This window comes from Microbacterium sp. C23T (genome assembly GCF_053345975.1).
On sequence record NZ_JBKFBD010000036.1, the window covers coordinates 23,518 to 49,415 of the forward strand.

The following is a 25,898-nucleotide window of genomic DNA, read 5'->3' on the forward strand; positions in this document are numbered from 1 at the left end:
CTCCTCAGTTGCCGGTGGACGGGATGTCGAGCACTCCAGGAGCATCCTGCCACTCCTGGACGATGCGGTCGGAGGCGTGGATGCACAGCACCCGCAGCCGCCCGGCGCCGCAGTTCTTGAAGCCGTGCCACGCCCCCGCCGGCGCGGTCGCCGTGTCACCGGCGACCGCGTGCAGCGTCTCGCCGTCGATCGTGATGCGCGCCTCGCCTTCGAGGAGCACCCACGTCTCGGGATAGGGGTGCCGGTGGATGTCGGGGCCCTGCCCGGGCTCGTTGTCGACGAAGAAGTACGACACGCCGGCGCCGTGCTCGGCGCCGATGAAGCGGCGCAGGGTCCCCGTGCCGACGCGGGTGTCGGCGGCCGGGACGATGTCGGGGATCGCGATGCTCATGGGATGCTCCGTCCTGTCGGTCTGTGTGATCCCACCCTGCTCGCCGCCGTGCGCGACCCCTATAGTTTCGATGTGGATCGAAAGTTCGTCGACTTCCAGCTCGCGCCGGACGACCTCACGGCGATCCGGTTCGGGATCTCGCCCGGCCACGAGCTCTGCCACGCGGTGCGCGCGATGCTCCGGCCCGACGAATACCCGCTGCAATGGGGATGGATGCGGGCGACCCGCGGTGCGATCCCGCGCGACGACTTCGAGGTGCTCGCGCTGCTGATCCGCGATGAGGGCTACTTCCCCGACTTCCTGACCACCACCCCGACGTGGGAGCTCACCCCCGAAGCGGAGGCCGCGCGACTGCGCGACATCGACGACGAGCGCTTCGAGGTCGACATGACCAAGGTACTCGTCCGCACCGACGGCGCGCGGCGCGCGGCGGTGCAGCGGATGCTCGAGCAGCCCGACCGCGCCCGGGCGATGATCGCCGAGGCGTGGCTGTCGGTGTGGAACTCCGGCATCGCCCCGGTGTGGACGCAGCTCGAGCGGCTGCTGCGCGCCGACATCGCGGTGCGCTCGCGACGCATCGCCGAGAGCGGCATCGGCGCGATGATCCAGGGCCTCCACGACCGCGTCGCATGGTCGGACGGAGCCGTCCGGGTCACGATGCGCATCTGGAGCGAGGTGGTCGACTGCCGCGGCAGCGGCCTCGTGCTCGTGCCGTCGGTGATGGGTGCCACGGGATGCTTCGTCCTCACCGAACCGCCGGCGCAGCCGACGCTCTTCTACCCGACGCAGGGGGTGACAGCCGCCTGGGCGCGGGATCCCGCCGACGTGGCGTCGGCGCTCGGCGCGCTGCTCGGTCCCGCACGCGCGCGCATCCTGCTCGACGCGCACGAACCGCGCACGACCTCGCAGGTCGCGCGCGACACGGCCGTCGCGATCTCGACGGCCTCGCACCATCTCACCGTGCTGCGGGATGCGGGCCTGGTCGCCAGCGCGCGCGACGGCGCCCGAGTGCTGCACCGGCGCACCCCGCTCGGCGAGGCGATGGTCGGCGCCGTGCTCTGACCGGAGCACGGCCAGGCCCTGCCCAGGTGGGCCACGGTAGACTGGCCGTGCCCATTTCGATGTGCATCTACCTGTCTGCGGCTCCCGGCTGCGCACAAGGCGGCACCAACAGCCGCCGACCCTCGGCGCATGGCCAGGAGCAAGATGCACACGACACTCGTCGAGACCGACACCGCTGCGCGCGCCGCCGTCCGGCGCCCGAGCCTCATCCGCGAGGCGGGCTACGCCTACTTCCCGATCGCGCTGATCGCGCGTCTGCCGTTCGCGATGATGGTGGTCGGCATCCTGACGCTCGTCGTCTCCGCACGCGGTTCGCTCGCGCTCGGCGGCGCGACGAGCGCCATGACCGGCCTCGGAACCGCCCTCGTCGGTCCGCTGCTCGGAGCGGCCGCCGATCGCTTCGGCCAGCGCCGCGTGCTGCTGATCGCGGGCGCGGCGAACAGCGCGATGCTCGCGACGATAGCGTGGCTGGCTTTCGCGCCGGTTCCGGATGCTGCGCTCCTCGCCGTCGCGTTCTTCATCGGCGCGACCATGCCCCAGGTCGCACCGCTCTCACGCAGCCGCCTCGTCGGCATCATCGGCCGGGCGTACCCGAAGGAGCGCCGGACGCCCGTCGTGAACGGTGCGATGGCGTACGAGTCCGCGGCGGACGAGATCGTGTTCGTCTTCGGCCCGGTGATCGTGGGCCTGCTCGCGACCACTCTCAACCCCGCCGCGCCGGTGATCGGCGCCGCCGTGCTGGGCCTGATCTTCGTGAGCGCGTTCGCGTTGCACCCCACGGCGCAGACCGCGACCGCATCGGCGGGATCAGTGAGGCCGGAGCAGGCGCCCGTGCGCGAGCTGTTCCGTCCGCGCGTGCTCGCCCCCGTCGTCGGTGCGCTGGGCATGGGCCTGTTCTTCGGCGCGATGCTCACCTCGCTGACGGCCTTCATGGCCGAGCGCGGCGTGCCCGAGCAGGCCGGACTGGTCTACGGGGCGATGGGCATCGGCTCGGCGGCGCTCGCCCTCGGCGTGGCGCTGTTCCCGGCGCGCTTCACGCTGCGCGCGCGGTGGCTGACGTTCGCGTCTATCCTGGTCGCGGGCACCGTCGCGCTGCCGTTCGTCGACAGCATCGGCGCGATCGCGATCTGCCTCCTCGTGATCGGCGTCGGCATCGGTCCCACACTCGTCTCCCAGTACAGCCTCGCCGCCGCCTTCAGTCCGCGTGGCCGTTCCGCCACCGTGATGACGATGCTCGGCTCTGCCATCGTCGTCGGCCAGTCCGCAGCATCCGCTCTCACGGGTCTCGTCGCCGACGCGACCGGAGCCGGCACCGCACTCCTCGCGCCCCTGCTCGCCGCGTCCGTCGTGCTCGGCGCCGGCATCTGGAACGCGGTCGCCTCGCGCCACTGAGCCTCGAGACCACCGCGCGACGCGGAACGCCCGGCCCCGCGGATGCGGGACCGGGCGTTCGTGGTCAGCGGCGGATCAGAAGTCGAAGTCGCCGATGTTGTCCGCGTCGAACACGTAGGGCTCGCCGAGGAGCACGACGCCGTCGGCGCCGACTTCGTAGGAGCCGAGCTTGCCGGCGTCGAAGGTGTCGCCTTCCTTGCCGGTGATCTCACCGGTGATGAGGGCCTGCGTGGCCCACGCGGCGAGGTAGCCGAGGTCCTCCGGGTTCCACAGCGCGAACGAGGTGACGGTGCCGTCCTCGACGTACTCGCGCATCTGGTTCGGGGTGCCGAGGCCGGTCAGCGCGACCTTGCCCTTGTACTCCGAGGTCGACAGGTAGCGGGCCGCGGCGGCGATGCCCACCGTCGTCGGCGAGATGATGCCCTTGAGCTCGGGGTACGTCTGCAGCAGCGCCGCGGTCTTGTCGAACGACGTCTGGTCGTCGTCGTCGCCGTACGCGACCTCGACCAGCTCGATGTTCGGGTGGTCGCTCGCGAGCAGCTCCTTCATCGTCTCGATCCACGCGTTCTGGTTCGTCGCGTTGGCCGAGGCGGACAGGATCGCGATCTGACCGGCGTCGCCGATCTGCTCGGCGATGAGGTCGACCTGCACCTTGGCGATGCCCTCGGCGGTGGCCTGGTTGATGAACAGGTCACGGCAGTCCGCGTTGGTGTCGGAGTCGAAGGTGACGACCTTCACCCCCGCGTCGCGCGCCTCGTTCAGCGCGTCGCAGATGGCCTCGGGGTCGTTCGCCGACACGATCAGGCCGCCGGCGCCCTGCTGGGCGGCGGTCTGGATGTACTGCACCTGCGACGTCGGCGACGCCTCGGACGGGCCGACCTCGTCGATCGTGCCGCCGAATTCGTCCGCCGCCGCGGTGGCGCCCTTGGTCGAGGTGTCGAAGTAGGGGTTGCCGAGGTTCTTCGGCAGCATCGTGATCGACAGGTTGGCGTCGCCGCCGTCCTCGGTCGAGCCGCCGTCGCCGCCGCTGCCTCCCGAGCAGCCCGTCGCGACGAGTGCCACGCCCACAGTGAGCGCGGCCGCCGCGAGGGCCATGCGACCCTTGCGCTGAAGTCCGAACATCTTTGTTTCCCTTCCTGATTGCAGGTGCCTGGTGCAGTGCTGCGAGGTGATGGTGTGGAGGTGGCTACGAGACGTCGGTCGTCTCGCCCCGCCCTTTTCTCTTCCCGATGGCGGCGGCGCGTCGGCGCTGCAGCCAGGCGAGGAGGCTGGAAGACACCACGGAGAGGATGAGGAGCACACCCGTGATGATGTTGATGACGTCGCTGGTGACGCCGGCCAGGCGCAGGGCCGAGCCGAGCACCCCGATCAGGAGCACGCCGGCGATGACGCCGTGGAGGGCGCCGCGGCCGCCGAAGATGGAGACCCCGCCGAGGAGGACGGCGGCGATGACCTGGAGCTCCATGCCCATCGCGTTGTCGCCGCGCGCGTTGGAGTACAGCAGCGTGAAGTAGACGCCCGCGAACCCCGAGACCGCGCCCGAGACCACGAACAGCAGGAACTTCGTGCGGCCGACGTCGATGCCCGAGAAGGCCGCGGCCTCCTTGTTGAGGCCGATCGCGTACAGCGAGCGGCCGAACGGCGTGAAGTGGAGCACGACGGCGAAGATCAGCGCGAGCACGAGGAACGGGATCATGATCATCGGGATCGGGGTGCCCGGGATGTTCGCCTTGGCGAGGTCGGTCCACTCCTCGGGGAACTCGGTGATCGCCGTGGTGCCCAGGAGGCCGACCGCGATGCCGCGGAAGAGCGCCAGGGTGCCGATGGTCACCGCGAGCGAGGGAAGCCCGACGACCGTGATGAGGAAGCCGTTGACCACCCCGGCCAGCGTGCCCACCAGGATCGCGATGATCGCCGCGGCGGGGAACGGCAGCCCGGCGTGGGTGAGGATGCCGGTCATCACGCTCGACAGCCCCACGATCGATGCCACCGAGAGGTCGATCTCCTCGGTGATGATGATGAGCGTCATCGGCAGCGCGATCAGCAGGATCGGCGCGATGTCGCGCAGCAGATAGGTGACCGTGAGGGGGCTGTCGAAGTTGCGCACCGCGGCGAGCGCCACGACGATGACGAGCAGCAGGATGGCGATGATCGCGGCTTCGCGGGTGATGAGCACGCGCCGCCAGGCGGGACGGGTGTGGGCCTTGTACACGCGCGTGGGCGCGGCATCCGTCAAAGTGGTCATCTCGTCTCCTCCCGTTGTGCGATGAGTCGTCGGTGCTGGCGGACGGCGAGCACGCGGTCCAGCACGATGGCGCCGAGGATCAGCACGCCGACCACGGCGCGCTGCCAGAAGTCGTCGATGCCGAGGATCGGCAGCGCCCGGTTGATGGTGAGCAGCAGGAATGCGCCGATCGCGGCGCCCCAGACGGTGCCGACACCGCCCGAGATCGCCACGCCGCCGATCACGGCCGCACCGATCGCCTGCAGCTCCCAGCCGAACCCGGCCGCGGAGCTGACCGTCCCGTAGCGGGCGGCGTACAGCACGCCGGCGAGGCCGGAGAGTGCGCCCGACACCACGAACGCGGTGATGACACGGCGGTTGACCTTGAGGCCGTACAGGTGCGCGGCGGCGGGATCGGACCCGATCGCGTAGAACTCGCGACCGCCGCGGATGTTGCGCAGGTACCAGGCGGCCACCACCAGCACGACGACGGCGATGATCGTGAGGATCGGGATGCCGAGGATCGAGTCCGTCCCGAGCCCGCGGAAGTCGCGGGGAAGGTCGGAGGCGTTGATGCGGTCGCTGCCGGTCCACGCCACGTTGATGCCGCGGTAGATGTACATCGTGCCCAGCGTGATGACGAGGGCGGGGACGCGGGCGAAGGCGACGAGCGCGCCGTTGATCGCGCCGAGCAGACCGCCCAGCAGCACGCCGCCGACGAAGACCCCGATGATCGGGATGCCAGGCACGTCGATGAACAGCCGCCCCGTCAGGTAGGCCGACAGGCCCACGATCGAGCCCACCGACAGGTCGACGTTGCGCGTGATGATGACCACGGCCGATCCGACCGCGACCAGCAGCAGCAGCGACGGCGTGAGCAGCAGGTCGCGGAACCCGTCGGAGGAGAACAGGAAGCTCGGGTTCGCGATCGTGGCCGCGACGACGACGACGAGGAGGGCGATGAGGATGCCCGTCTCACGCGCGGTCGCGAGGTGGCGGACGAGCTTCGACGCCGCGCTCGTGCCGGGCGCGACGGGGGCCGTGGTGGTGCTCATCGGGCAGCCTCCGCATCCGCGGTCGCCGCGAACATGACGGCTTCGGGAGTCGCTTCCACGCGCGAGAACTCACCGGTGAGGCGTCCTTCGCGCATGACCAGGACACGGTCGGCCATGCCGAGCACCTCCGGGAGTTCGGACGAGATCATGAGGATGGCCTTGCCCTGCTGCGCGAGCTGGCTGAGCAGGCGGTGCACCTCGGCCTTCGTTCCGACGTCGATGCCGCGTGTGGGCTCGTCGACGATGAGCACCTGCGGCTCGGTGGCGAGCCACTTGCCGAGCACCACCTTCTGCTGGTTGCCGCCCGACAGCGTGCCGGTCTCGGCGTCGAGGGCCGCGGTCTTCACTTCGAGGCGGCTGGCCCACAGCTGCGCGGCGCGGTTCTCGAGGCCGCCCCAGATGAGGCCCCACTTGGCCAGCTTCGAGCGGATGGCGAGCGTGATGTTGCGCGAGACGCCGTCATCGAGCACCAGCCCCTGCTTGCGGCGGTCCTCGGGCACGAGCGCGAGTCCGCGTGCCGTCGCCAGGCGCGGGTTGCCCTTGGGCAGGGCCGCGCCGAGGAGCTTCACGGTGCCCGACTCGTACGCGTCGACGCCGAACACGGCACGGGCCACTTCCGAACGCCCGGCCCCGACCAAGCCCGCGAGCCCGACGATCTCGCCGGCGCGGAGGTCGAACGAGATGTCGCGGAAGACGCCCTTGCGGGTGAGGCCCCGCACCTCGAGCACGGTCTCCCCCACCTCGGAGGGCAGCTTCGGGAACAGCTCAGTCACGTCGCGGCCGACCATCTGACGGACCAGCTCGTCCACCGTGGTGTCGGCGATCGGCGTGGTGTCGATGTACGAGCCGTCGCGCATCACGGTGACGGTGTCGCACAGCGCGAACACCTCGTCGAAGCGGTGCGAGATGAACAGCAGCGCCCGACCCTCGTCGCGCAGGCTCCGTGCCACCGCGAACAGGCGCTCGACCTCGACGCCCGACAACGCCGCCGTCGGCTCGTCCATGATCAGCACGCGGGCGTCCAGCGAGATGGCCTTCGCGATCTCGATGATCTGCTGGTCGGCGATCGACAGGCCCTCGGTGACCCGATCGGGGTCGAGCGAGACGCCGAGGCGCTGGAAGATCTCCACGGCCTCGGTGCGCATCGCCTTGCGGTCGATGCGGCCGATGCGGTTCGTGGGCTGGCGGCCCATGAAGATGTTCTCGGTCACCGACAGGTCGGGGAACAGCGTCGGCTCCTGGTAGATGACGGCGATGCCCGCCGCCTTCGACTGCGCCGTGCTGGAGAAGTCGACCGGCTCGCCGTCGAGCAGGAACCCGCCCGCATCGCGGCGGTAGAGCCCGGCGACGATCTTCACGAGCGTCGACTTGCCGGCGCCGTTCTCGCCGATGAGCGCATGGATCGATCCGGCGTCGAGCGTCAGGCTCCCCGAGCGCAGCGCGACCACGGGGCCGAAGGACTTGACCACGCGCCGGAGCTCGAGCGCGGGCGGGGGCGCGGGTGGCGCGGCGGGTGCGACATCGGCTGCCACGGCATCCTCCTCATCGAGGTGAATTGAGGTTTCTGAATCTTCCTGAATCGATTCAGGTGAAGTTCAGGCTACTCTAAAGTTCAGAGCCGAATGCGGTCAAGTCACTCGGTGACGGTGACCGAATCGTGACCAGAGTCCGACGACGAAGTGGAGACCAGCCGTGCCGGTGAGCATCCGTGATGTCGCGCAGCGCGCGGGGGTCTCGGTCGGCACGGTGTCGAACGTCCTGAATCGCCCCGGCGAGGTCTCCGCGGAGTCCGCGGACCGCGTCACGCGGGCGATCGAGGAGCTGGGCTACGTGCGCAACGATGCGGCTCGCAAGCTGCGCGCGGGCGTCAGCACCACCGTCGGCTTCGTCGTGCTGGACGGGCAGAACCCCTTCTACAACGACGTCGTGCGCGGGGCCGAGGACGAAGCCACCCGCCACGGCATCGCGATCCTCTACGGCAACACCGACGAGGACCACCGCCGCGAGAGCCTCTACCTCGATCTCTTCGAGGAGCAGCAGGTGCGGGGACTCCTCATCGCACCGTACGGAGACGTGACGAAGCGACTGGAGCGGCTGCGCGAGCGCGGCATCGCGGCCGTCCTCGTCGACCGTTTCAGCGGCGACGGCCGATTCTCGTCGGTCTCGGTCGACAGCGTCGCGGGCGGGCGCCTTGCCGTGGAGCATCTCATCGAGGGCGGCAGGCGCCGCATCGCGTTCGTCGGCGGCCCGTTCGACATCCGCCAGGTGAACGACCGGCTCGCGGGCGCGCGTGTCGCCGCCGAGAACGCCGGCGACCACGTCGATCTCGAAGTGGTCGCGACCTCCGCGATGACCGTGGAGGAGGGGGTGGCCGCCGGCACCCGCATCATCTCGCGTCCGCGCCGCGACTGGCCCGACGCCCTCTTCGCCGCCAACGACCTGCTCGCCCTGGGCCTGCTCCAGTCCCTCGTCGTGGACGGACGGATGCTGGTGCCCGACGACATCGCCATCATCGGGTTCGACGACATCTCATTCGCCGGCGCGGCGGCGGTGCCGCTGTCGTCCATCCGCCAGCCGAGCCGGATGATCGGGCGCACCGCGCTGCGGATCGTGCTCGAGGAGGCCACCGACCCCGACAGCATCGCGCGCCAGACGGTGTTCCCGCCCGAGCTCGTGGTGCGGGCCTCGACGCGTCCCCGCTGACCCGCCCCCTACCGCGTCGCGTCGGCGAGGAGCCGGCGCATCTCGGCCATCGTCTCCTCGGACTGCGCGAGCAGCGCCCGCAGGCGCTCGACCGTGGCTTCGGGGTCGGCCTCGCGGACCTCGGGCTCAAGTCCGGGCGATTCCGGCGTGCCCGCGATCGGTGCTCCTGGGCCGCTTCCCTGCCCCGCGGCCGCCCCGGCCTTGACGGCGCCCGCCACTGCTCCGGCCGCCACGCCCTTGGCGGCGTGATCGGCGATCGACGGCGCCGCGGCCTCGGTCGGCGCGGCGGTGGTGTCTTCGGTCGGCGCGGGGGCGTCAGCATCCGTCCCCGCGTCTTCGGCGGCCTTGCGAGGACCGAGGAAGAGGTTCGCGAGGTAACCGGTGAAGGTACCGAAGATGCCGACCCCGACCACGATGATGAGCGTGCCGATCATGCGGCCGGCGTTGGTCACCGGGTACTGGTCGCCGTAGCCCACGGTCGAGATCGTGACGATCGTGTACCAGAGCGCGTCGGAGGCCGAGGTGATGTTGGCGCCGTCGGCATCCTCTTCGACGTAGAGGATCGTGATGCTGCCGAACTGCAGCACGAGGATGCCCATCAGCAGCAGCGTCATGAGGGCGCTGTTCGCGCGGTCGTGGATGAGGGTGGTCCACACCGTTCGCGGGCCGAGTTCGCGCAGCAGCCGGAACACCCGCAGCAGCCGGAACAGCCGCAGGATCTTGAACTGCGGGAACGGCAGGCTGGCCAGCAGGTCCGCCCAGCCGAAGCCTCGGAAGAAGTACCGCATCGCCGACGGCGCGGTCGAGATCCGGTAGATGAAGTCGCCGAGGAAGATCGCGCTGAACAGCGCGTTCATCACCGATAGCACGAGTTCCAGCGCCGTGTCGCCGGCCATCGCGTAGACGAGCACCAGGTTGAGGATCGACAGGATCGACAGCGCGCCGATGAAGATCTCGTACGCGGTGTTCTTGAGCTCGGACCGCGCATCGGCACGGGCCTTGGCACGCGCGCGGGACCGCTCGCGCATCTCGGAGAGGGAACGGGCCATGGCGAGGCTCCTCGGGTCGGGCAGCGCCGGACGCGCTCCGGCTGTGGCCCCATTGTGCTCGCACCCGCGCCCGGGGTGCGAGCACCACTCTCACGCGATTTCGGTGATTCGCTCCCCTGCTTCGACACGGACGGCGAGGCGGTTGTTCGCGGGCGGGAGCGGGCACACGTAGTGGTCGCTGAACGCGCACGGCGGCAGGTACGCCTGGTTGAAGTCCACGGTCACGGTGCCGTCCGCGGCGGGCGCATCGATCTCGAGGAACCGGAACCGGTACGCGTCCACGTTGCTGGTGGCGTCGGCGATGACCGCGCTGAGACCCTCTGCAGGATCGCCCGTGACCGTGAGCTCGACCGGCGACCCGTCGACCTCGAGCGCGATCGTGCCCACTGCGGGCTCCTCGCGCTCGTAGCCGTCGACGCTGCGGATCACGTTGATCTCGCCCTCGGCCGCGGGGCGGAACACCCCGGGCAGCGCCCACGCAGCGTCGTGAAGGAACGACAGGATGCCGCGCAGCCGCGTGCGTCCGGGAGCCTCGGGGTCGAACACCCGCAGCGCCGGCGCGCCCTCGCGGCTGATCGCCTTCAGCCGGACGCCTCCCACATCGAGGTGCTCGCCGGGAGTGAGCACGACGTCATCGGCCGGAGCACCGGGTGCGTCGACGCGAAGCGCGGCGCCGACGACCTTCCCGTCGACCGCCTGCCATACCCCGGGTGCCCCGTCGTACGCGCGCGGCTCGGTGTCGAGCCAGTGCGTGTGGCGCAGCGCGGCGATGCCGTGCTCGCTCGACACGGCGCGCCAGCGTGCGTCGGTGACGGTGTCGGAGGTGCTCGCGGGGAGGGTCATTCGATTCCTTCGTCCGGGGAGGGGCGGTTCGCCCTTCCATCCCAACACGACGCGGGCGACCGCATTCCCACCGTGCGACCCGCGGCGACGCGCGGTGTCACGGGGCGTCATGGTGCATACCTTGCAGTTCTAGGTAACTTGTACTTCTATGTATCTAGGACTTCTAGGTATGGAGGCGACGTGAAGATCGGCAAGGACCTGGTCGCCGCGGCGGCGACGCCGATGGTGCTCGGCATCCTCGCGGAGGGCGAGTCGTACGGCTACGCGATCCTGCAGCGGGTGGGCGAGCTGTCGGGCGGAGAGCTCGAGTGGAGCGACGGCATGCTGTACCCGCTGCTGCACCGGCTCGAGCGCCTCGGGCACGTCGAGTCGTCGTGGGGCGCCTCCCCCAGCGGGCGGCCCCGCAAGCACTACCGGCTCAGCCAGACCGGCCGTGCGGCGTTCGCCGAGCAGCGGCAGCAGTGGGCCGTCGTGAGCCGGGCGCTGCAGCGCGTGTGGTCGGATCGCGACGGCGGCACCGACTTCGCCGGCATCCCGGCGTTCGGAGGGGCCTGACATGACCGAAGACCTCGACCCCCGCATCGAAGAGCAGATCTCGACGTGGCGCGCGTACGTCTCGCGCCCGGAGGCGATCGACGGCCGCGACGTCGACGAGCTCGAAGACCACCTTCGCGGCCAGATCGACCGGCTCGAGGCATCCGGTCTCGACGGCGACGAGGCGTTCCTCGTCGCGGTGAAGCGGCTCGGCGGGCTCGACGACCTTTCGCGGGAGTTCGCGCGCGAGCATTCCGAGCGACTCTGGAAGCAGCTCATGTTCCAGGACGCGCCGCGCGCCCCACGCACCGGCGGCGGGCTGCTGCTCGCGATCGGACTCGCGGTGGCGGCGGCGCTGGCGGTGAAGGTCCCGGCCCTGTTCGGCATCCAGTTCGCGGAGAACGGCGACTTCTACGGCCGCTGGTACGCACTGCTCGTGCTGCCCTTCCTCGCGGCGTACTTCCTGACGCGGCGGAAGGCCGCGCTCCCGACCATCGCGGTCGTGGCGGTGCCGTTCGTCGTGGCCGCCGTCGTGATGGCGGTCTACCCGTTCGCCCCGGGCGGCGCGACGCTGATGCTCGCGGCGACGCACCTCGTCGTCGTGCTGTGGCTCGTCACCGGCATCGGCTACGTCAACGGGCGTGTCAGGTCGAGCCGCGCCCGCATGGACTTCATCCGGTTCACCGGCGAGTGGGTGGTGTACCTCGCCCTCATCGCGCTGGGCGGCGGCGTGCTCATCGCGCTCACGATGGGCGTCTTCGCCGCGATCGACCTCGACGCGGGCTGGTTCGTCGAAGAGGTCATGATCCCGTGCGGCCTCGCGGGAGCGATCATCATCGCCGCGTGGCTGGTCGAGGCGAAGCAGAGCGTCATCGAGAACATCGCCCCCGTGCTCACGAAGCTCTTCACGCCGCTGTTCACACTGCTCCTGCTCGCGTTCATCGTCGCGGGCTTCATCCAGGGCAACCTCATCGACGACAGCTCGACCGAGATGTTCGGACAGCGGGACCTGCTCATCCTCTTCGACATCGTGCTCGTCGTCGTGGTCGGCCTGCTGCTGTACGCCCTCTCGGCCCGGGATCCGCTGGCGCCGCCCTCCTGGTTCGACCGGATGCAGCTCGTCATGGTCGTCGCGGCGCTCGTCGTCGACATCATGGTGCTCGTCGCGATGATCGGGCGCATCGCCGAGTGGGGCGCGAGCCCCAACAAGCTCGCCTCGCTCGGGCTCAACGTCATCCTGCTGGCGAACCTCGCGGGCGCGGCCTGGCTGCAGCTGCGGTTCGCGATGCGACGTACGCCTTACGAGCGTCTCGAGCGCTGGCAGACCGGCTTCATGCCCGTCTACCTCGCGTGGGCGTCGATCGTCGTGGTGGTCTTCCCGCCCGTGTTCGCGTTCGCGTGACGGATGCCTCGGCCCGGCCCTCGATCGCCGGGCCGAGGCATCCTCTCCTCACCCCTTCGCGCATCTTTCCCCGCTGCGCGAAGTGCGGAAGTCAGTAGTCCTCGGGAGCGAGGTCTCCCTGGCCGGTCTCACCCTGGTCGGCCAGCTCGGGCGGGAGCCCCTGCGTCTCGGGCTGCGCCCCATCCGGAGGGAGATCGGACCGGGGCACGTCGTCCTCGTCGGACGCGAGGTGGGCCGGGTCGTCGCCGGTCGCGGTGGCGGCGTCGTCCACGAGGACGCCGGCATCGCGGGCGTTCGTGCGGTCCCAGTCGGCCTGGGCCGGATCACTCTCGGGGTCGGGCTCGATCGACGTGTCGCGATCGTGCAACGGCTGCATCCCGACCTGACCGTCGGGCGCGGGCGAGATGTCGGCGGGCAGGTTGTCGGACACCGTGGATCCTCTCCTCGATCGATCAGGCGACTCGGCCGCTCAGGGCGCCGTGTCGCTCGGTCTCTGCGGTCACCGTGCTGGTTGCCATGACGGCTCCTCTCATCGAGAACAGCCACGCTACGAACCGCCCCCGCCCGTCGCACGGGGGTTGACGCACGACAGGGCGCCCGGTACAGGGCACGTCCAGTCCCGTTAGTTCGCCACAGATGTACGTCGATCGCGCCGTGGAGCGTAGATGTGTGACGAACGAAGTCAGTGCCCTTCCCGGGCCTCAGTTCAGGCGGAGAACCCTGATGACGACGTGCCCCCAGGCGACGACACCGGCTACCTCGGCACGGACCTCCACTCCGCGGTCGCGCCGAGCCGGCCAGCGGTCGGGCGACCGCCGACGGTGCGCCGTGTCGGCGACGGCGCTTAGTCTCGTGTCATGCGCCGGTCGCGAGGGGCGGGATCGTGAGCGACATCGCCGCGCCCGCGCCTCGGCGATGGGTGCTCCACGTCGACCTCGACCAGTTCATCGCCGCCGTCGAGATCCTGCGCAACCCCGAGCTCGCGGGCAAGCCCGTCATCGTCGGCGGCCGCGGCGATCCCACCGAGCGCGCGGTCGTCTCCACGGCGTCGTACGAGGCGCGCGAGTTCGGTGTCGGGTCGGGGATGCCGCTGCGCATCGCCGCGCGCAAGATCCCCGATGCGGTGATCCTGCCGGTCGACGCTCCGCTCTACCTCGCGGCATCCGAGGAGGTCATGGCGACGCTCCGCGCACAGCCGGGAGCTGTGGTGCAGGTGCTCGGATGGGACGAGGCGTTCGTCGGCGTCGACACCGACGATCCGGAAGGGTACGCCGCAGGCTGCAGCAGGACGTGCTCGACCGCACCCGCCTGCACTGCAGCGTCGGCATCGGCGACAACCTGGTGCGGGCGAAGAACGCCACCGACTTCGGCAAGCCGCGCGGCACCTTCCATCTCACCGCCGACAACTGGCTCGAGGTCATGGGGCACCGCCCGACGATCGCCCTCTGGGGCGTCGGCTCGAAGATCTCGAGGCGGCTCGCGCTGCTGGGGATCGAGACGGTGTCCCAGCTCGCCGTCGCCGACCCGGACGCTCTCACCCGCGAATTCGGGCCGAAGATGGGGCTCTGGTACCGCCAGCTCGGCCGTGGCGACGGGTCGAACGTCGTTGACGACACCCCCTGGGTCGCCCGCGGCCACAGCAAGGAGACGACGTTCCAGGTCGACATCGTCGATCCGGTCGAGATCGAGGATGCCGCCCGCAGACTGCTCGGCGAAGTGCTCGACGAGGTCGCCGCCGACGACCGCCCCGTCGTGGGGCTCGGGCTGAAGGTGCGCTACGCGCCGTTTCTCACGAAGACGTTCACGAAGAAGATCCCGTCGACGTCCGATCGCGAGGTCGTGCTGGCCCGCACGATGGAGCTCGTCGCGAAGATCGAGCCTGGGAGACCCATCCGCCTCCTCGGCGTGCGTGCCGAGATGGCGATGCCCGACGACGCCCGCGACGGTCACACGCCGACCCGCAGCGGCTGGTGACGACGCAGCACGCGGGTTGACGGGCACTCGCAGAGCCTGTCAGCGCGGGATCCGGCGACGTAGCGTGGAGTCATGGCTGACATCCGCGCCGAGGTCAAGGAGTTCCTGAGCTCCCGTCGCGCCCGGCTCACCCCCGAGCAGGCGGGGTTGCCCGCGTACGGCGGCAACCGCCGGGTCGCAGGCCTCCGCCGCGAGGAGGTGGCGATGCTCGCCGGCGTCTCGGTCGACTACTACGTGCGCCTCGAGCGTGGCAATCTCGCCGGCGCGTCGGAGGGCGTGCTCGACGCCGTCGCCCGCACGCTGCAGCTCGATGAGGCGGAACGCGAGTACCTGTTCGACCTCGCGCGGGCGGCAGGCCCCGGCCGCAAGCCCGCCCGCCGTCCCTCGCCGACGGTGCGGCCGGCCGTGCAGCAGGTGCTGGACGCGTTCACCGAGGCTCCGGCCTGGGTGCGCAACGGCCGCCACGACATCCTCGCGGCGAACCTGCTCGCCCGCGCGCTCTACTCCCCCGTCTTCGATGATCCGCGCCGGCCCGTGAACACCACGCGGTTCGCGTACCTGAACCCTGCCGCCCGCGACTTCTGGCGCGACTACGACCAGATCACCCACGACTCCGCCGCGATGCTGCGCATGGAGGCGGGCCGCAACCCGCACGACCCCGACCTCATCCGGCTCGTCGGCGAGCTCTCCACGCAGAGCGAGCTGTTCCGCGAGCGCTGGGCCTCGCGCGACGTGAAGTTCCACCGCAGCGGCCTCAAGCGCCTGCATCACCCAGTGGTCGGCGACCTCGAGCTGAACTACGAGTCGATGGACCTGCCGAGCGAGCCCGGCCTCGTGCTCAACGTCTACACGGCGCCGGCGGGTTCTCCGTCGGCCGACGCCCTCAAGCTCCTGGCGTCTTGGGCAGCCACGCAGGCCGCCGAGTTCGCGGCGATCGACGCCACGGCCACGGCCGCCGCCGCTCGCTGAGCGCCGGCGCTGTCCTCGAGCCAGGGGATTCTCGCCGAGACCGGGTGCCGACTCCCCTGTCTCGGCCGGAACGCCTCGGCTCGACGGGCCGCGAGCTCACAGCAGCGCTGCTCGCCTGTCACGATGTGCCGGGCGGGCCGGCGCTTCGTGACAGGCGAGCAGCAGTTCGGGCGACGATCAGGCCGGCATGGCGACGAGCGTCGTGCTCGCAGCATCCGCTCCGGTGATCGGCCTGACGTACGCGGCCCCGTAGCGGTCGTACTTGGTGTGCAGCGCCGCGTCGAGGTCGGTCTTCACCGAGGGATCGGCCAGCTCGAACGTCACGTCCTTCGAGACACCGCCCGCTGTGACACGACCGGTGCCCGACCGCACGGCGCGGCGGAACCAGCCGTTCTCAGGGCCGTGCGCGGACCGGATGTAGAGGGCGTCGCCGACGGCCGCGTGCCAGATCGTGACGGCGGGGCGCAGTGTCCCGTCGGGCCGCCGCGACGAGATGCGCAGCTCGGTGGCCGCGCCGATGCGGCGCAGCTCCGCCCCGTCCCACGCCGTCATGACGCGCCTCCCGCAGGGTACTCGGCCTCGGTGAGCTTGTCGCCCCACTCCGTCTCGGGCTCGCCGGCGTCGGGGGCGGGCGCCTCCCACAGCGCGAGGTGGCACATGAACTGATCGGCAGCGGCGCCGTGCCAGTGCCACTCCCCCGCGGGCGTGTAGACAGTGTCGCCGGGGCGCAGCTCGATGAGCTCCTCACCGCGCGTCTGCACCCAGCCGACGCCCTCCGTCACATGGAGCGTCTGCCCGACCGCGTGCCGGTGCCACGCGGTGTGCGCGCCGGGGGTGAACCGCACCAGGTTCAGGCGCGTGCGCGAGGGTTCCTCACCGCGGTAGTAGGCGTTGAAGTAGACGTCGCCGCTGAACCACTCGGCGGGTCCCTTGACCGTCGCCGCCTGCGGCTGCCTGCTCGTGCTCATCGTGTGCCCCCTCCTCAGAGCCCGACCATCGCCATGCCGGCGTCGTCGTAGCGGTTGCCCGCAACGACCGCGGCGAGCGCGTCGAGCGTCGCGATGTCGTCGGCCGACAGCGCCACGGTGGTCGAGCCCGCGTTCTCGTCGACGCGCTCGCGGCGGCGGGTTCCGGGGATCGGGACGATGGACGGATGCCTCGACAGCAGCCACGCGAGGGCCACCTGGCCGGGCGTCGCCCCGCGTGCGGCCGCGACGTCGCGCACGCCGTCGACGACAGCCTGGTTCGCACGGAGGTTGTCGGGCTGGAAGCGCGGGACGCGGCCACGGATCTCGCCCGAGCCGAAGGTGGCGTCCGCCGAGACGGTGCCCGTCAGGAACCCCTTGCCCAGCGGGCTGAACGGCACGAACCCGATGCCGAGCTCCACGCACGTCGGCAGCACCTCGGCCTCGGGGTCGCGGGTCCACAGCGAGTACTCGCTCTGAACGGCCGTCACGGGGAACACCGCGTGCGCGCGACGGATGGTGGCCGCACCGGCCTCGGAGAGACCGAAGTGCTTCACCTTGCCCGCCGCGACGAGCTCGCCGACGGCGCCGGCCACGTCTTCGATGGGCACGGCGGGATCGACCCGGTGCTGGTAGAACAGGTCGATCGCGTCGACGCCGAGCCGCTGGAGCGAGGCGTCGGCCACCCGCCGGATCTGCTCGGGGCGCGAGTCCGTCCCGACCATGTTGCCGTCGACGATGTCCCAGCCGAACTTCGTCGCGACGACCACGCGGTCGCGGATGGGGGCGATCGCCTCACCGACGAGCACTTCGTTGTCGTACGGTCCGTACACCTCGGCGGTGTCGATGAACGTCACGCCCTGGTCCACGGCGTAGCGGAGCACGCCGATCATGTCGTCGCGGTCACCGGGGTTCGGGCCGTAACTCATCGACATCCCCATGGCGCCGATGCCGATCGCCGAGACCTCGAGACCCTGTCCGAGCTGCCTGGTGTGCATGGTTCCCTCCTCGTGCCGTAGAGCGTTCGCCCGCGGCATCCTCCATCCCACTCCTGCCAGCCTGCGCGCGGGAGACCCCGCTGTGACAGGTACCGCGAGAACCCCTCGGACGGCGTCAGCGGATGTCGGCGAGAGCGCGGTGGACGGATGCCACCGCGCTCGACCCCTCTCCCACCGCGGCGGCGACGCGCTTCATCGACCCGCGGCGCACGTCGCCGGCGGCGAAGATGCGGGGCACGGACGTCTCGAACGGCAGCGGTTCGCGGCCGAGCCCCGACCACCGTTCGAGCGACTGCACCGACACATCGGTGCCGGTGCGAAGGAATCCGTCGGCGTCGCGATCGAGCTCGGCGAGCCACGACGTGGCCGGTTCGGCGCCGATGAAGCAGAAGAGTCCGCGCGCGGCGACGTCGCCGATGGAGTCGATGCTCACGCTCTCGAGGGCCGCCGCTCCGCCGAGCGCGGTGACGCGGGAACCGGTGTGCACGTCGATCCGCGGGTCTTCGAGCAGCCGGTCCACGAGGTACGACGACATGCGGCTGCCGAGGTCGGAGCCGCGCACCACGAGGTGCACCGGGCACCCGTTCGCGGCGAGATACAGCGACGCCTGTCCGGCGGAGTTCGCCCCTCCGACGACCACCACCGGCGACTCGAACACCTGCCGGAGCTCGAGCGGCGTGGCCGCGTAGTAGATGCCGGCGCCCTCGAACTCGTTCCACCGGTCGAGGTCGAGCGTGCGGTAGGCGGCTCCGGAGGTCACGATCGCCGTACGGGCACGGATGACGCGGCCGTCGGTGAGGGTGACGTCGAGGTCCCTCCCCGCCGGGCGGAGGTCGGCGGCCTCGCACGGCGCGTAGACCCGCACGCCGAACTTGAGCGCCTGGAGCGACGCTTGACCGATCAGATCGCCGCCGCTCACGCCGAACGGGAAGCCCAGGAAGTTCTCGATGCGCGACGTCGCCGCCGCCTGCCCACCCGGGGCCACAGCATCCAGCAGCACCGTGCTCAGTCCCTCGGAGGCCCCGTAGATGGCGGCGGCGAGGCCCGCGGGTCCGCCGCCGACGACGACCAGGTCGACCACCTCGTCGGCCCGACCCTGGTAGCTCAGGCCCAGCCGCTCGGCGACCATGCCGGGCGTCGCGTTCTTCATGGCCTCGCCCTGGATGAAGGCGACCGGCAGGTCGTCGAGGCCGATGCCGTGCTCGCCGAGCGTCCAGAGGTCTCCCGGCGCGAGCTCTATCGCGGTGTGCACGAGGTCCACCCGCTCGGCGAAGCGTCGCAGCGCCAGGAAGTCGCGCGATGAGCGGGGGCCGACGAGCTTGAGGGTGAGCGCGGCGGGTCCGGTGCGGAGGATCTCGCGGCGCGCCCACAGCGCGTGCAGGATGATGTCGCACAGCTCGTCGTCTTCCGCCATCAGCACGCGAAGGCGCGCACGGCTGACCCGCAGCACCCGTCCCGCCTTCGTCGCCCGCGCCGACAGGAACGCGCCCTGTCCGTTGAGCAGGCCGAGCTCGCCCACGAAGCTGCGCGGGCCCATGGTGCCGACATGCGTCTCGCCCACCCAGCCGAAGGCGACGCGGACGATCTCGAGCTCCCCCGTGTCGACGAGGATCAGGTCGTAGTCGAGGTCGCCGGCCTCGAACAGGTACTCGCCCGCCTCCACGTCGTGCGGTTCGCCGAACGACAGCAGGCGCTCCCACTGCGCGTCGGTGAGCGCGGGCTTCATCATGCGCTCGAACTCGCGCGGTGTCATCTTCGCGTTGCCCATCGCAGTCCCTTCCTCAGCGGTGGATCAGCTCGCGCCAGTCGGCCGGGACCCGGCCTTCCGGCCCCGGCGACGGCTGCGTGTCGGGGCGCGACTCGGGCGGAGAGAGCTCTGGCCCGTCGACGTAGTCCTCGGCGACGTAGTCCCAGAACCATTCCTCGCCCGGCTCGAAGCTGCGGACGTACCGGTGACCCGTCGCGCGGAAGTGCGCCGTCGCGTGCTGTGCGGGCGAGGTGTCGCAGCACCGCACGTCGCCGCACACCGCGCAGCGCCGCAGGTGCACCCACCATCCGCCGACGTCGTCGCAGTCGGCGCAGCCCTCACCCGAGGGCGGCACGGTGGGGTCGATCTCGCTCAGGCTCATTCGCCTGCCTCTCGTCGCACGCGTTCCGTCGGTGCGATGCTAACGCGCCGTGGCGGGAGCCGGGCCGTTAGAGTGAGCCGCGATGATCGAGGTCGCGGATGGTGTGCTCGTCGCGACAAGCCGCGTGATGTCGACGACGTCGACGGTGCTGTGCCGCGACGGCGAGGCGCTGCTCATCGATCCGGCGTGGATGCCCGACGAGCTCGACGCCCTCGCCGATGAGCTCGATGCGCGAGGACTCCGCGTCATCGGCGGCTTCGCGACGCACGCCCACCACGACCACCTGCTGTGGCACCCGCGCTTCGGCTCCGCGCCGCGGTGGGCGTCGGCGGCGACCGCCGCGCTCGCCCGCGACGAGAGGGATGCCCTGGTCGCCGCACTCGGCGCCGAGTTTCCGGCGCCGCTGGCCGACCTGATGGGGGTGGTGGCGGAAGTGGATGCTGCGCTCCCACAGGCGTCGATTCCTTGGGGTTTCGCCCCCGAACTGGTGGTGCACGACGGGCACGCGCCGGGTCACACCGCGGTGTGGCTGCCCGAGCAGCGGGTGCTGATCGCCGGCGACATGCTCAGCGACCTCGAGCTGCCTCTCCCCTTCGACCCCGACGACCTGCCGGCGTACCTCGCCGCGCTCGACCTCGTCGCACCGTTCGCCGCCCAGGCCGACGTCGTGATCCCGGGCCACGGCACGCCGGGCCGCGACGCGGTCCGACGTCTCGACGCCGACCGCCGCTATCTCGACGACGTCATCGCCGGGCGCGTGCCCGGCGACCGGCGCCTTGCGAACCCCGGGATGCCGGAGGAGTACGAGCACCTCAGAGCGATGGTCGCCGACGCCGGTATCTGACGGCTCAGGCCTCCTCGACGAGCACGGGCGCGCGGCGCCGGCCGCCGATGAGGGGTGCAACCATCGCCGCGATGACGACGAACACGAGCGGGATCAGGAGCGCCGCGCGCAGCCCGTGCTCCTCTCCGACGAACCCCAGCGCAGGCGGTCCGACGAGGAACGCGACATAGCCGGCCGTCGCCACGAGCGACACCCGTGCCGCCGAGTCAGGACCCGAGTCGCCGGCGGCGCTGATCGCGACAGGGAACCCGAGGGACGCACCCAGCCCCCAGAGCAGCACGGCGGCCGCGGCCACGATCTGGCTGTCGACGAAGATCACGAGTGCCAAGCCGACGGCGGCGAAGACGCCGCTGGCGCAGAGCACGGCGGGGCGGCCGAAGCGCTCGATGAACCAGCCGCCGGCGAAGCGGCCGATCGTCATCGCAGCAGCGAACACGGCGTAGATCGTCGAGCCGAGGGCGGGATCGAACCCGTGGCCGTCGACCATGACCAGCGGGAGCCAGTCGTTGGCGGTGCCCTCGGCGAGCGCCATCGCCAGGATGATCACGCCGATCAGGAGCAGGCGGGAGTCCTTCCAGAGCGCGCGACGGTCCTCGCGCACCGTCGTCGTCTCGCCCCCGTAGGCGCGACCGGTGTGCGGCGGCAGCGCGGGGACCGAGAGAAGAACCGCGACGAGGGCCACCACTCCGACGATCACGAGGTGCCAGACCACCGGGAACGCCCCCGCAGTGGCCACGATGCCGACCACAGCGCCGACGACGGTGCCGAGGCTGAAGCATCCGTGCAATGTCGGAAGGAACGACCGATCCGTCACCCGCTCGACGTCCGCGCCTTCAACGTTCATCGCCACCTCGCCGCCGCCCATGCCGGCGCCGAAGAGGAAGAGGCCCGCGGCGACCGCGAACGGCGACCCCGTTGCTGCGCCGATGCCGATGAGCGGCATGCTCAGCACGATTCCGGCCGCGCCGGCCGCGATGACGGGGCGCGCGCCCAGCCGCGCGACGAGCGCGCCGGACGAGAGGATGCCGATCATCGAGCCGAGCGAGAGACCGAACAGCACGAGTCCCATCTCGGCGGTCGACGCCCCGAGCAGATCGCGGATGTCGGGCGTGCGCGTCACCCAGGAGGCGATCCCGACGCCGGGGACGAAGAAGAGCGTGGCCAGGGCGAGGCGGCGCGCGCGAAGAGACGTGGGCATCGGCATCCTTAGAATATGTACGAACGTACACAAGTGATCTGTACTATCGTACACAACTGATCCCGACAGGAGGTGGCGCGTGGTCGCACGAGGCGCCAATGACCCTGACCGGCGGGAGCGGATCATCGCCGCGGCACTCGAGGTGATCGGCGAGCGCGGCGTGCACCAGACCAGCCACCGGGTCATCGCCGCACGCGCCGGGGTGCCGCTCGGCTCTCTCACCTACTACTTCGACGGGCTGTCCGACATCCTCGAGCAGGCGTTCGCCTCACTGGCAGCCCGCATGGCGGAGCAGTACCGCGCCAGCCTCGAGGGGGCACGGTCCCGCGAAGAGGCCTGCGCCGCCGTGGTCGACCTGATCTGCGGCTCGTATGCGACGACCGACGAGGTGCGCGCGCTCTTCGAGATGTACTCGTTCGGCAACTACGACGCGAAGGTGCACGACCTCTGCCGCGACTGGCTGCTCGTGAGCCGTGCGAGCCTCGGCCTGCACTTCACCGAGCCCACCGCCCGCGCCCTCGACGCGCTCGTCGAGGCCTTCCCGATGCACCAGGCGTGGGAGGGCGAGCCGCTGGACCGCGACTACGTCGCGGCGGTCGTCCAGGCGCTCGTGGACCGGTTCGAGCCGGCACGCGACATCGCCTGACCCGTCGACGTCAGTCCAGCTCGACCGCGGTGTCTCGCGGGTAGGCGCCGCCTGCCAGCTTCACGAGGTGGGCGTGGGCGTACTCGCACACGAGCGCGTGGCGGTAGACCATGCGCGGAACGTCGACGTTCGAGTCCATCCACAGGCTCATGCCGGCGAGCTTCCAGTGGCGGAACGTGTCGTCGCCCGTGACGAGGGCGAGGATCTCGAGGAACGAGTCGTCGAACCGGATCGAGTGCACCGCACGCCGGTACTCCTCGACCGTGAGCGCCATCGAGAACGGGATGTTCATGAAGCACAGCGCGGTCTGGATGTCGAGCCGCAGGTAGCGCCGCCGACCCCGCTCGGCATCGAGCGGCGGGATGTCGAGCTGCGCGAAGTCGAGCGCTTCCGGCCGCGTGAGCGGAACGCCGTCGAGGGCGATCAGGACGTCGTAGACGTTGACGTCGTGCTCGACGACGGCCGAGTCGCCGAGGCCTGCAAGGGTCTCCGGCCGGAGCGTGACCGGCGCCATGTCGACCGCCGTGTTGCGGATGATGAAGTTCACGAGGTTCGTCTCGACCACGAAGTGCCGGATCAGCAGCTCGACCGCGCCGGGCGCGACGAAGCGTCGCAGAAACCACACGCACAGTGCGTCCATCGTGCTCAGCGGCATCCATCGGAACGGGAGCACCCGCTTCACGATCGAGATGATCGCGACCAGCACGCGCGAGACGATCCGGGCGATCGGGTAGAGCCAGCGCCGCGACAGGCGCCGCTGGTCGTTGATGATGCGCCGGACCAGCGCCCGGTCGAGCGGGACCGACGGGTCGGCGTACACCGCCTCCCACATGCTCGGGTCGGAGCGCACGAACTCCGGCATGCTCGGCCGCGGCGCCGCCACGTCAGCGGTCCAGTTCCTCGAGCTGCAGCGCGTACAGGCGCGCCACCACCTGCGCGCAGCGGACGATGTCGTCGGCATCGCGGTCGTCGATGATGCCGGAGGTCAGGATCGCCTCCATGTCCCCGGTGTGCTCGGCGTCGGCATCCTGGTGGTAGCGCATGAAGTGCACCTGGTTGTCGGCGAGACCGAGCACCTCCTGGAACCGCGCCGCCCACCCCGCCGCGCGCTTCGCGCCCAGGCCCTCGATGATGAACATCGCGCCCAGCAGACCGACGGGGTTCGGCTGAGCCGCGTAGTGGAACATGTAGCCCGACAGCGCCTCCGACCCGACGTTCTTGCGTCCGCGGCGCAGCTCGTCGAGCGATCCGCCGATCGCGACGTAGTCGCGCTCGAGCATCAGGTAGTCGCGGTGCTCCTCCTCCGCGTGGCGGATCGCGGCCGCACGCAGCTCGAAGTGCTCGATGTCGAAGCTCGACGCCGCACGCGAGATCCACGGCGACCCGTCGACCACCTGCTGGCGGAGGTTGAAGAGCAGGCGCCGGTAGTCGTCGAGCGTCACCGTTCCGTCGGCGAGGCGCTGCAGGATGGGCACCCGGTCCAGCCGGTCCTCGAGCTCCACCCAGACCTCCGCCAGGCGTTCGAACAGCGTTCCGGCGCCGTCCTCGGGGGCGATGTCGGCGGAGACGGTCGTGGTGCTGCTCATGTCGATGCTCCTTGCTGGTCGCGGGGTGCGACCACGGTGAGGTGGGCGAAGGCGAACGAGAACCGCCCGGATTCGGGCACGGCGAGCAGGACGGTCTCGCCCGGCGCGAAGCGCCCGGTGTGCCAGGCCTCCTCGAGCGCGATGAAGATGCTCGCGGAGCCCGTGTTGCCGCGGGTCTCGAGATTCGAGAACCAGCGGTCGGTGTCGAGCGTCGGGATGCGACGCCGCAGCGCCTCGAACGCGACATCGCGGAACATGTTCGTGGAGTAGTGGCAGACGACGTGGTCGAGGTGGCGCACGTCGACGAGCCCGATGTCGACGAGCTCCTCGAACTGGCGGATGCCGGCATCCGCGAGGTCGTCGAGCATGCTCACGTCCTGCCGCAGCAGGAACATGCCGGCCGCGTCCCCCTCGGCGATGCCGACGTCCTGCCAGGTTCCACCGACCTCCGGCTCGGCGCCGACCATGCCGGCGCGCATGCACACGTCGTGCTCGTGGGCGAGCGAGACGTGCCGCACCCAGTCGACCCGCAGCGACGGCTTGCTCGGGTGGGGCTGGAACTCGACCACGACTGCGCCCGCTCCGTCGGACAGCATCCACCGGAGGAAGTGGGCGTCCATGCCGGCGCGGATGCCGTCGTAGCGGCGCTGCCTGAGGCTCCGGCTCGCAAGCTCCGAGCCGACCACGGCCGCACTCGGGTGATCGCCGAGGCGCACCTTGCTGACGACGGCGTCGAGCGCCGCGAGGCTGGACGCGCACACCCCGGACGCCGACAGCAGCTGCATCGGCCCGCCGCCGAGTCGCCCGTGCACCATCGACGCGAAACCGGGCACGAGCACGTCTCCCATCGTCGTCGCGCACGCCAGCATGCGGATGTCGTGGGCGTCGATGCCGCGATCGTCGAACGCCGCGCGGAGGGCCTTGACCGCGAGCTCCTCGTTGAGCTCGGTCGGCTCGCCGTGCTCGTCGAGCGCGTAGTGACGCTGCCGGATGCCGTTCGAGTCGAGGATTCGCCGGCGGATCCGCTCCGTGACCGCGTCGTCCCCGCCGAGGCGCGCCGCGATGCCGTCATTGTCGACCGGTTCCCCCGGCAGGTACCGGCCGAACCCGGTCAGATAGGCATTCGCCGTCGCGCCCATGGTGAGAAGACTAAGGGGAAGATATGGATGCTGTGCGCCGCAGCATCCATCATCCCTTCGGTGTCATCCGATCCGGGGTCGCCATCGCCTGCGCGCGGACCAGGTCCGCTTTGCGTCGGGAAGAACTAGGGTGTGTGCGCAGAAGGGTCGTGCTGCGGCGGACGAGGATCGACGGAGATGGCGCCATGGAAGACACGAACGATGCGGTCGTGACACTCAGCGAAGAGCAATGCTGGAACCTGCTCGCGCGCGGCGAGCTGGGCCATCTCGCCCTGGACGCGGACGGCGAGCCCGACATCTTCCCCGTGAACTACGTGATCGACGGACCCAGAGTGCTGTTCCGCACCGCTCCGGGCTCGAAGCTCGCGGAGCTGTCGGAGCACCCTCGCGTCGCGTTCGAGGTCGACGAGTACGACGACACGTACGCCTCGAGCGTGATCGTCAAAGGCGTGGCGGAGCGCCTCGAGCTGCAGCGGGAGATCGACGAGGCCGACGTGCTCGCGCTCAGACCCTGGATCCCCACGCTCAAGTACCGGTGGGTGCGCATCGTGCCGACGCAGATCTCCGGCCGGTGGTTCGCGCGGACGCCGGAACCCGAGCGCTACCGGGCGTCGGAGAAGGAAGGCGCGTAGGCGCTCTGCGAGGCTCGGGCGTCCTGCGTCCGTCGGCTAGCTGTGATGTCCAGGGACGTTGTTTTGTGAATCGCGGTTGAGCTGCTGATAGGTGAAGGCCTCCGGTTGTGAAGTGGAGCTGTCTAGAAACCGCTTCACGAACCAGGAGGCCTTCGTGTCCCAC

26 protein-coding genes and 1 pseudogene are annotated in these 25,898 nt (G+C 70.6%); 10 read left to right on the forward strand and 17 right to left on the reverse strand.

The window, feature by feature from the left end:
- Positions 1–4 precede the first annotated feature (4 nt).
- Entirely contained in the window at positions 5–391 is a 387-nt protein-coding gene (locus ACLBXX_RS17825; RefSeq protein WP_447659121.1) for a cupin domain-containing protein, read from the reverse strand.
- A 72-nt stretch (positions 392–463) separates the two neighbouring features.
- Here ACLBXX_RS17825 and ACLBXX_RS17830 point away from each other — a divergent pair, with 72 nt between their 5' ends.
- Both ACLBXX_RS17830 and ACLBXX_RS17835 read left to right on the forward strand, forming a co-directional pair.
- A complete protein-coding gene (locus tag ACLBXX_RS17830) occupies positions 464–1,453 on the forward strand; it encodes a DUF5937 family protein (protein WP_447659122.1) in 990 nt (329 codons plus the stop codon).
- Between the two features lie 144 nt (positions 1,454–1,597).
- Positions 1,598–2,845 carry an MFS transporter gene (locus ACLBXX_RS17835; RefSeq protein WP_447659141.1) on the forward strand — a complete coding sequence of 416 codons (1,248 nt, stop codon included), beginning with the start codon at positions 1,598–1,600 and terminating at the stop codon, positions 2,843–2,845.
- Positions 2,846–2,920: 75 nt separating this feature from the next.
- Here ACLBXX_RS17835 and rhaS read toward each other — a convergent pair whose 3' ends face one another.
- The 4 genes from rhaS to ACLBXX_RS17855 form a co-directional block, all read right to left on the reverse strand.
- Entirely contained in the window at positions 2,921–3,967 is a 1,047-nt protein-coding gene (rhaS, locus tag ACLBXX_RS17840; protein ID WP_447659123.1) for a rhamnose ABC transporter substrate-binding protein, read from the reverse strand.
- A 64-nt stretch (positions 3,968–4,031) separates the two neighbouring features.
- Complete coding sequence (locus ACLBXX_RS17845) at positions 4,032–5,090, reverse strand: ABC transporter permease (protein ID WP_447659124.1); 1,059 nt, start codon at positions 5,088–5,090, stop codon at positions 4,032–4,034.
- Positions 5,087–6,124 carry an ABC transporter permease gene (locus ACLBXX_RS17850; protein WP_447659125.1) on the reverse strand — a complete coding sequence of 346 codons (1,038 nt, stop codon included), beginning with the start codon at positions 6,122–6,124 and terminating at the stop codon, positions 5,087–5,089. The genes ACLBXX_RS17845 and ACLBXX_RS17850 overlap by 4 nt, the downstream gene beginning before the upstream one ends.
- The gene (locus tag ACLBXX_RS17855) at positions 6,121–7,656 is read right to left on the reverse strand and encodes a sugar ABC transporter ATP-binding protein (protein WP_447659126.1); all 1,536 of its coding nucleotides are present in this window, start codon (positions 7,654–7,656) and stop codon (positions 6,121–6,123) included. Before ACLBXX_RS17855 ends, ACLBXX_RS17850 begins: the two co-directional genes overlap by 4 nt.
- A 160-nt stretch (positions 7,657–7,816) precedes the next feature.
- Between ACLBXX_RS17855 and ACLBXX_RS17860 the strand changes: the two genes are divergently transcribed.
- Positions 7,817–8,827: a LacI family DNA-binding transcriptional regulator gene (locus ACLBXX_RS17860; protein WP_387140540.1), complete on the forward strand. Its 1,011-nt coding sequence runs from the start codon at positions 7,817–7,819 to the stop codon at positions 8,825–8,827.
- An 8-nt stretch (positions 8,828–8,835) separates the two neighbouring features.
- On the opposite strand, the gene ACLBXX_RS17865 is transcribed toward ACLBXX_RS17860, so the two are convergent.
- Together ACLBXX_RS17865 and ACLBXX_RS17870 are read right to left on the reverse strand one after the other, a co-directional pair.
- Positions 8,836–9,876 (reverse strand): potassium channel family protein, encoded by a 1,041-nt coding sequence (locus ACLBXX_RS17865; RefSeq protein WP_447659127.1) that lies wholly within the window; start codon positions 9,874–9,876, stop codon positions 8,836–8,838.
- Positions 9,877–9,966: 90 nt separating this feature from the next.
- Complete coding sequence (locus ACLBXX_RS17870) at positions 9,967–10,719, reverse strand: DUF1684 domain-containing protein (protein ID WP_447659128.1); 753 nt, start codon at positions 10,717–10,719, stop codon at positions 9,967–9,969.
- A gap of 180 nt (positions 10,720–10,899) precedes the next feature.
- On the opposite strand from ACLBXX_RS17870, the gene ACLBXX_RS17875 reads away from it, so the two are divergent.
- Complete coding sequence (locus ACLBXX_RS17875) at positions 10,900–11,274, forward strand: PadR family transcriptional regulator (protein WP_116196997.1); 375 nt, start codon at positions 10,900–10,902, stop codon at positions 11,272–11,274.
- A 1-nt stretch (position 11,275) separates the two neighbouring features.
- Positions 11,276–12,655, forward strand: coding sequence for a permease prefix domain 1-containing protein (locus ACLBXX_RS17880; protein ID WP_447659129.1), 1,380 nt, complete (start codon positions 11,276–11,278; stop codon positions 12,653–12,655).
- Between the two features lie 91 nt (positions 12,656–12,746).
- Here ACLBXX_RS17880 and ACLBXX_RS17885 read toward each other — a convergent pair whose 3' ends face one another.
- Entirely contained in the window at positions 12,747–13,085 is a 339-nt protein-coding gene (locus tag ACLBXX_RS17885; protein ID WP_447659130.1) for a sugar ABC transporter ATPase, read from the reverse strand.
- 489 nt (positions 13,086–13,574) lie between these two features.
- Between ACLBXX_RS17885 and ACLBXX_RS17890 the strand changes: the two are divergent.
- Positions 13,575–14,629 (forward strand): annotated as a pseudogene (locus ACLBXX_RS17890) (DNA polymerase IV).
- 72 nt (positions 14,630–14,701) lie between these two features.
- Complete coding sequence (locus ACLBXX_RS17895; protein WP_387140561.1) at positions 14,702–15,598, forward strand: helix-turn-helix transcriptional regulator; 897 nt, start codon at positions 14,702–14,704, stop codon at positions 15,596–15,598.
- Positions 15,599–15,775: 177 nt separating this feature from the next.
- On the opposite strand, the gene ACLBXX_RS17900 is transcribed toward ACLBXX_RS17895, so the two are convergent.
- The 5 genes from ACLBXX_RS17900 to ACLBXX_RS17920 all read right to left on the reverse strand — a co-directional run bounded on the left by ACLBXX_RS17900 (position 15,776) and on the right by ACLBXX_RS17920 (position 19,690).
- Positions 15,776–16,150 (reverse strand): DUF2255 family protein, encoded by a 375-nt coding sequence (locus ACLBXX_RS17900; RefSeq protein WP_447659131.1) that lies wholly within the window; start codon positions 16,148–16,150, stop codon positions 15,776–15,778.
- Positions 16,147–16,566, reverse strand: a complete 420-nt coding sequence (locus ACLBXX_RS17905; RefSeq protein WP_447659132.1) for a (R)-mandelonitrile lyase — start codon at positions 16,564–16,566, stop codon at positions 16,147–16,149. Before ACLBXX_RS17905 ends, ACLBXX_RS17900 begins: the two co-directional genes overlap by 4 nt.
- A 14-nt stretch (positions 16,567–16,580) precedes the next feature.
- Positions 16,581–17,561, reverse strand: a complete 981-nt coding sequence (locus tag ACLBXX_RS17910; protein WP_447659133.1) for an aldo/keto reductase — start codon at positions 17,559–17,561, stop codon at positions 16,581–16,583.
- Positions 17,562–17,676: 115 nt separating this feature from the next.
- Positions 17,677–19,329 (reverse strand): FAD-dependent oxidoreductase, encoded by a 1,653-nt coding sequence (locus tag ACLBXX_RS17915; protein WP_447659134.1) that lies wholly within the window; start codon positions 19,327–19,329, stop codon positions 17,677–17,679.
- A gap of 13 nt (positions 19,330–19,342) precedes the next feature.
- Positions 19,343–19,690 (reverse strand): UBP-type zinc finger domain-containing protein, encoded by a 348-nt coding sequence (locus ACLBXX_RS17920; RefSeq protein ID WP_310285731.1) that lies wholly within the window; start codon positions 19,688–19,690, stop codon positions 19,343–19,345.
- 82 nt (positions 19,691–19,772) lie between these two features.
- Between ACLBXX_RS17920 and ACLBXX_RS17925 the strand changes: the two genes are divergently transcribed.
- A complete protein-coding gene (locus ACLBXX_RS17925; protein ID WP_447659135.1) occupies positions 19,773–20,534 on the forward strand; it encodes an MBL fold metallo-hydrolase in 762 nt (253 codons plus the stop codon).
- Positions 20,535–20,538: 4 nt separating this feature from the next.
- On the opposite strand, the gene ACLBXX_RS17930 is transcribed toward ACLBXX_RS17925, so the two are convergent.
- Positions 20,539–21,732, reverse strand: a complete 1,194-nt coding sequence (locus ACLBXX_RS17930; protein ID WP_447659136.1) for an MFS transporter — start codon at positions 21,730–21,732, stop codon at positions 20,539–20,541.
- A 79-nt stretch (positions 21,733–21,811) separates the two neighbouring features.
- Here ACLBXX_RS17930 and ACLBXX_RS17935 point away from each other — a divergent pair, with 79 nt between their 5' ends.
- Complete coding sequence (locus tag ACLBXX_RS17935; protein ID WP_447659137.1) at positions 21,812–22,378, forward strand: TetR/AcrR family transcriptional regulator; 567 nt, start codon at positions 21,812–21,814, stop codon at positions 22,376–22,378.
- Between the two features lie 10 nt (positions 22,379–22,388).
- On the opposite strand, the gene ACLBXX_RS17940 is transcribed toward ACLBXX_RS17935, so the two are convergent.
- The 3 genes from ACLBXX_RS17940 to ACLBXX_RS17950 are packed head-to-tail and all read right to left on the reverse strand — an operon-like array spanning position 22,389 to position 25,103.
- Positions 22,389–23,240 (reverse strand): DUF6999 family protein, encoded by an 852-nt coding sequence (locus ACLBXX_RS17940; RefSeq protein WP_447659138.1) that lies wholly within the window; start codon positions 23,238–23,240, stop codon positions 22,389–22,391.
- A 22-nt stretch (positions 23,241–23,262) separates the two neighbouring features.
- A complete protein-coding gene (locus ACLBXX_RS17945; RefSeq protein WP_387140592.1) occupies positions 23,263–23,964 on the reverse strand; it encodes an iron-containing redox enzyme family protein in 702 nt (233 codons plus the stop codon).
- The gene (locus tag ACLBXX_RS17950; RefSeq protein WP_447659139.1) at positions 23,961–25,103 is read right to left on the reverse strand and encodes a 3-oxoacyl-[acyl-carrier-protein] synthase III C-terminal domain-containing protein; all 1,143 of its coding nucleotides are present in this window, start codon (positions 25,101–25,103) and stop codon (positions 23,961–23,963) included. Before ACLBXX_RS17950 ends, ACLBXX_RS17945 begins: the two co-directional genes overlap by 4 nt.
- 185 nt (positions 25,104–25,288) lie before the next feature.
- Between ACLBXX_RS17950 and ACLBXX_RS17955 the strand changes: the two genes are divergently transcribed.
- Complete coding sequence (locus ACLBXX_RS17955) at positions 25,289–25,735, forward strand: pyridoxamine 5'-phosphate oxidase family protein (RefSeq protein WP_447659140.1); 447 nt, start codon at positions 25,289–25,291, stop codon at positions 25,733–25,735.
- Positions 25,736–25,898: the final 163 nt, after the last annotated feature.

What these genes read in the sequence shown, in the direction of transcription:
- ACLBXX_RS17825 (WP_447659121.1), bottom strand. Translation starts at nt 391, where the DNA reads ATGAGCATCGCGATCCCCGACATCGTCCCGGCCGCCGACACCCGCGTC.
- ACLBXX_RS17835 (WP_447659141.1), top strand. Translation starts at nt 1,598, where the DNA reads ATGCACACGACACTCGTCGAGACCGACACCGCTGCGCGCGCCGCCGTC.
- rhaS (WP_447659123.1), bottom strand. Translation starts at nt 3,967, where the DNA reads ATGTTCGGACTTCAGCGCAAGGGTCGCATGGCCCTCGCGGCGGCCGCG.
- ACLBXX_RS17845 (WP_447659124.1), bottom strand. Translation starts at nt 5,090, where the DNA reads ATGACCACTTTGACGGATGCCGCGCCCACGCGCGTGTACAAGGCCCAC.
- ACLBXX_RS17850 (WP_447659125.1), bottom strand. Translation starts at nt 6,124, where the DNA reads ATGAGCACCACCACGGCCCCCGTCGCGCCCGGCACGAGCGCGGCGTCG.
- ACLBXX_RS17865 (WP_447659127.1), bottom strand. Translation starts at nt 9,876, where the DNA reads ATGGCCCGTTCCCTCTCCGAGATGCGCGAGCGGTCCCGCGCGCGTGCC.
- ACLBXX_RS17870 (WP_447659128.1), bottom strand. Translation starts at nt 10,719, where the DNA reads ATGACCCTCCCCGCGAGCACCTCCGACACCGTCACCGACGCACGCTGG.
- ACLBXX_RS17880 (WP_447659129.1), top strand. Translation starts at nt 11,276, where the DNA reads ATGACCGAAGACCTCGACCCCCGCATCGAAGAGCAGATCTCGACGTGG.
- ACLBXX_RS17895 (WP_387140561.1), top strand. Translation starts at nt 14,702, where the DNA reads ATGGCTGACATCCGCGCCGAGGTCAAGGAGTTCCTGAGCTCCCGTCGC.
- ACLBXX_RS17900 (WP_447659131.1), bottom strand. Translation starts at nt 16,150, where the DNA reads ATGACGGCGTGGGACGGGGCGGAGCTGCGCCGCATCGGCGCGGCCACC.
- ACLBXX_RS17905 (WP_447659132.1), bottom strand. Translation starts at nt 16,566, where the DNA reads ATGAGCACGAGCAGGCAGCCGCAGGCGGCGACGGTCAAGGGACCCGCC.
- ACLBXX_RS17910 (WP_447659133.1), bottom strand. Translation starts at nt 17,561, where the DNA reads ATGCACACCAGGCAGCTCGGACAGGGTCTCGAGGTCTCGGCGATCGGC.
- ACLBXX_RS17915 (WP_447659134.1), bottom strand. Translation starts at nt 19,329, where the DNA reads ATGGGCAACGCGAAGATGACACCGCGCGAGTTCGAGCGCATGATGAAG.
- ACLBXX_RS17920 (WP_310285731.1), bottom strand. Translation starts at nt 19,690, where the DNA reads ATGAGCCTGAGCGAGATCGACCCCACCGTGCCGCCCTCGGGTGAGGGC.
- ACLBXX_RS17925 (WP_447659135.1), top strand. Translation starts at nt 19,773, where the DNA reads ATGATCGAGGTCGCGGATGGTGTGCTCGTCGCGACAAGCCGCGTGATG.
- ACLBXX_RS17930 (WP_447659136.1), bottom strand. Translation starts at nt 21,732, where the DNA reads ATGCCCACGTCTCTTCGCGCGCGCCGCCTCGCCCTGGCCACGCTCTTC.
- ACLBXX_RS17940 (WP_447659138.1), bottom strand. Translation starts at nt 23,240, where the DNA reads ATGCCGGAGTTCGTGCGCTCCGACCCGAGCATGTGGGAGGCGGTGTAC.
- ACLBXX_RS17945 (WP_387140592.1), bottom strand. Translation starts at nt 23,964, where the DNA reads ATGAGCAGCACCACGACCGTCTCCGCCGACATCGCCCCCGAGGACGGC.
- ACLBXX_RS17950 (WP_447659139.1), bottom strand. Translation starts at nt 25,103, where the DNA reads ATGGGCGCGACGGCGAATGCCTATCTGACCGGGTTCGGCCGGTACCTG.
- ACLBXX_RS17955 (WP_447659140.1), top strand. Translation starts at nt 25,289, where the DNA reads ATGGAAGACACGAACGATGCGGTCGTGACACTCAGCGAAGAGCAATGC.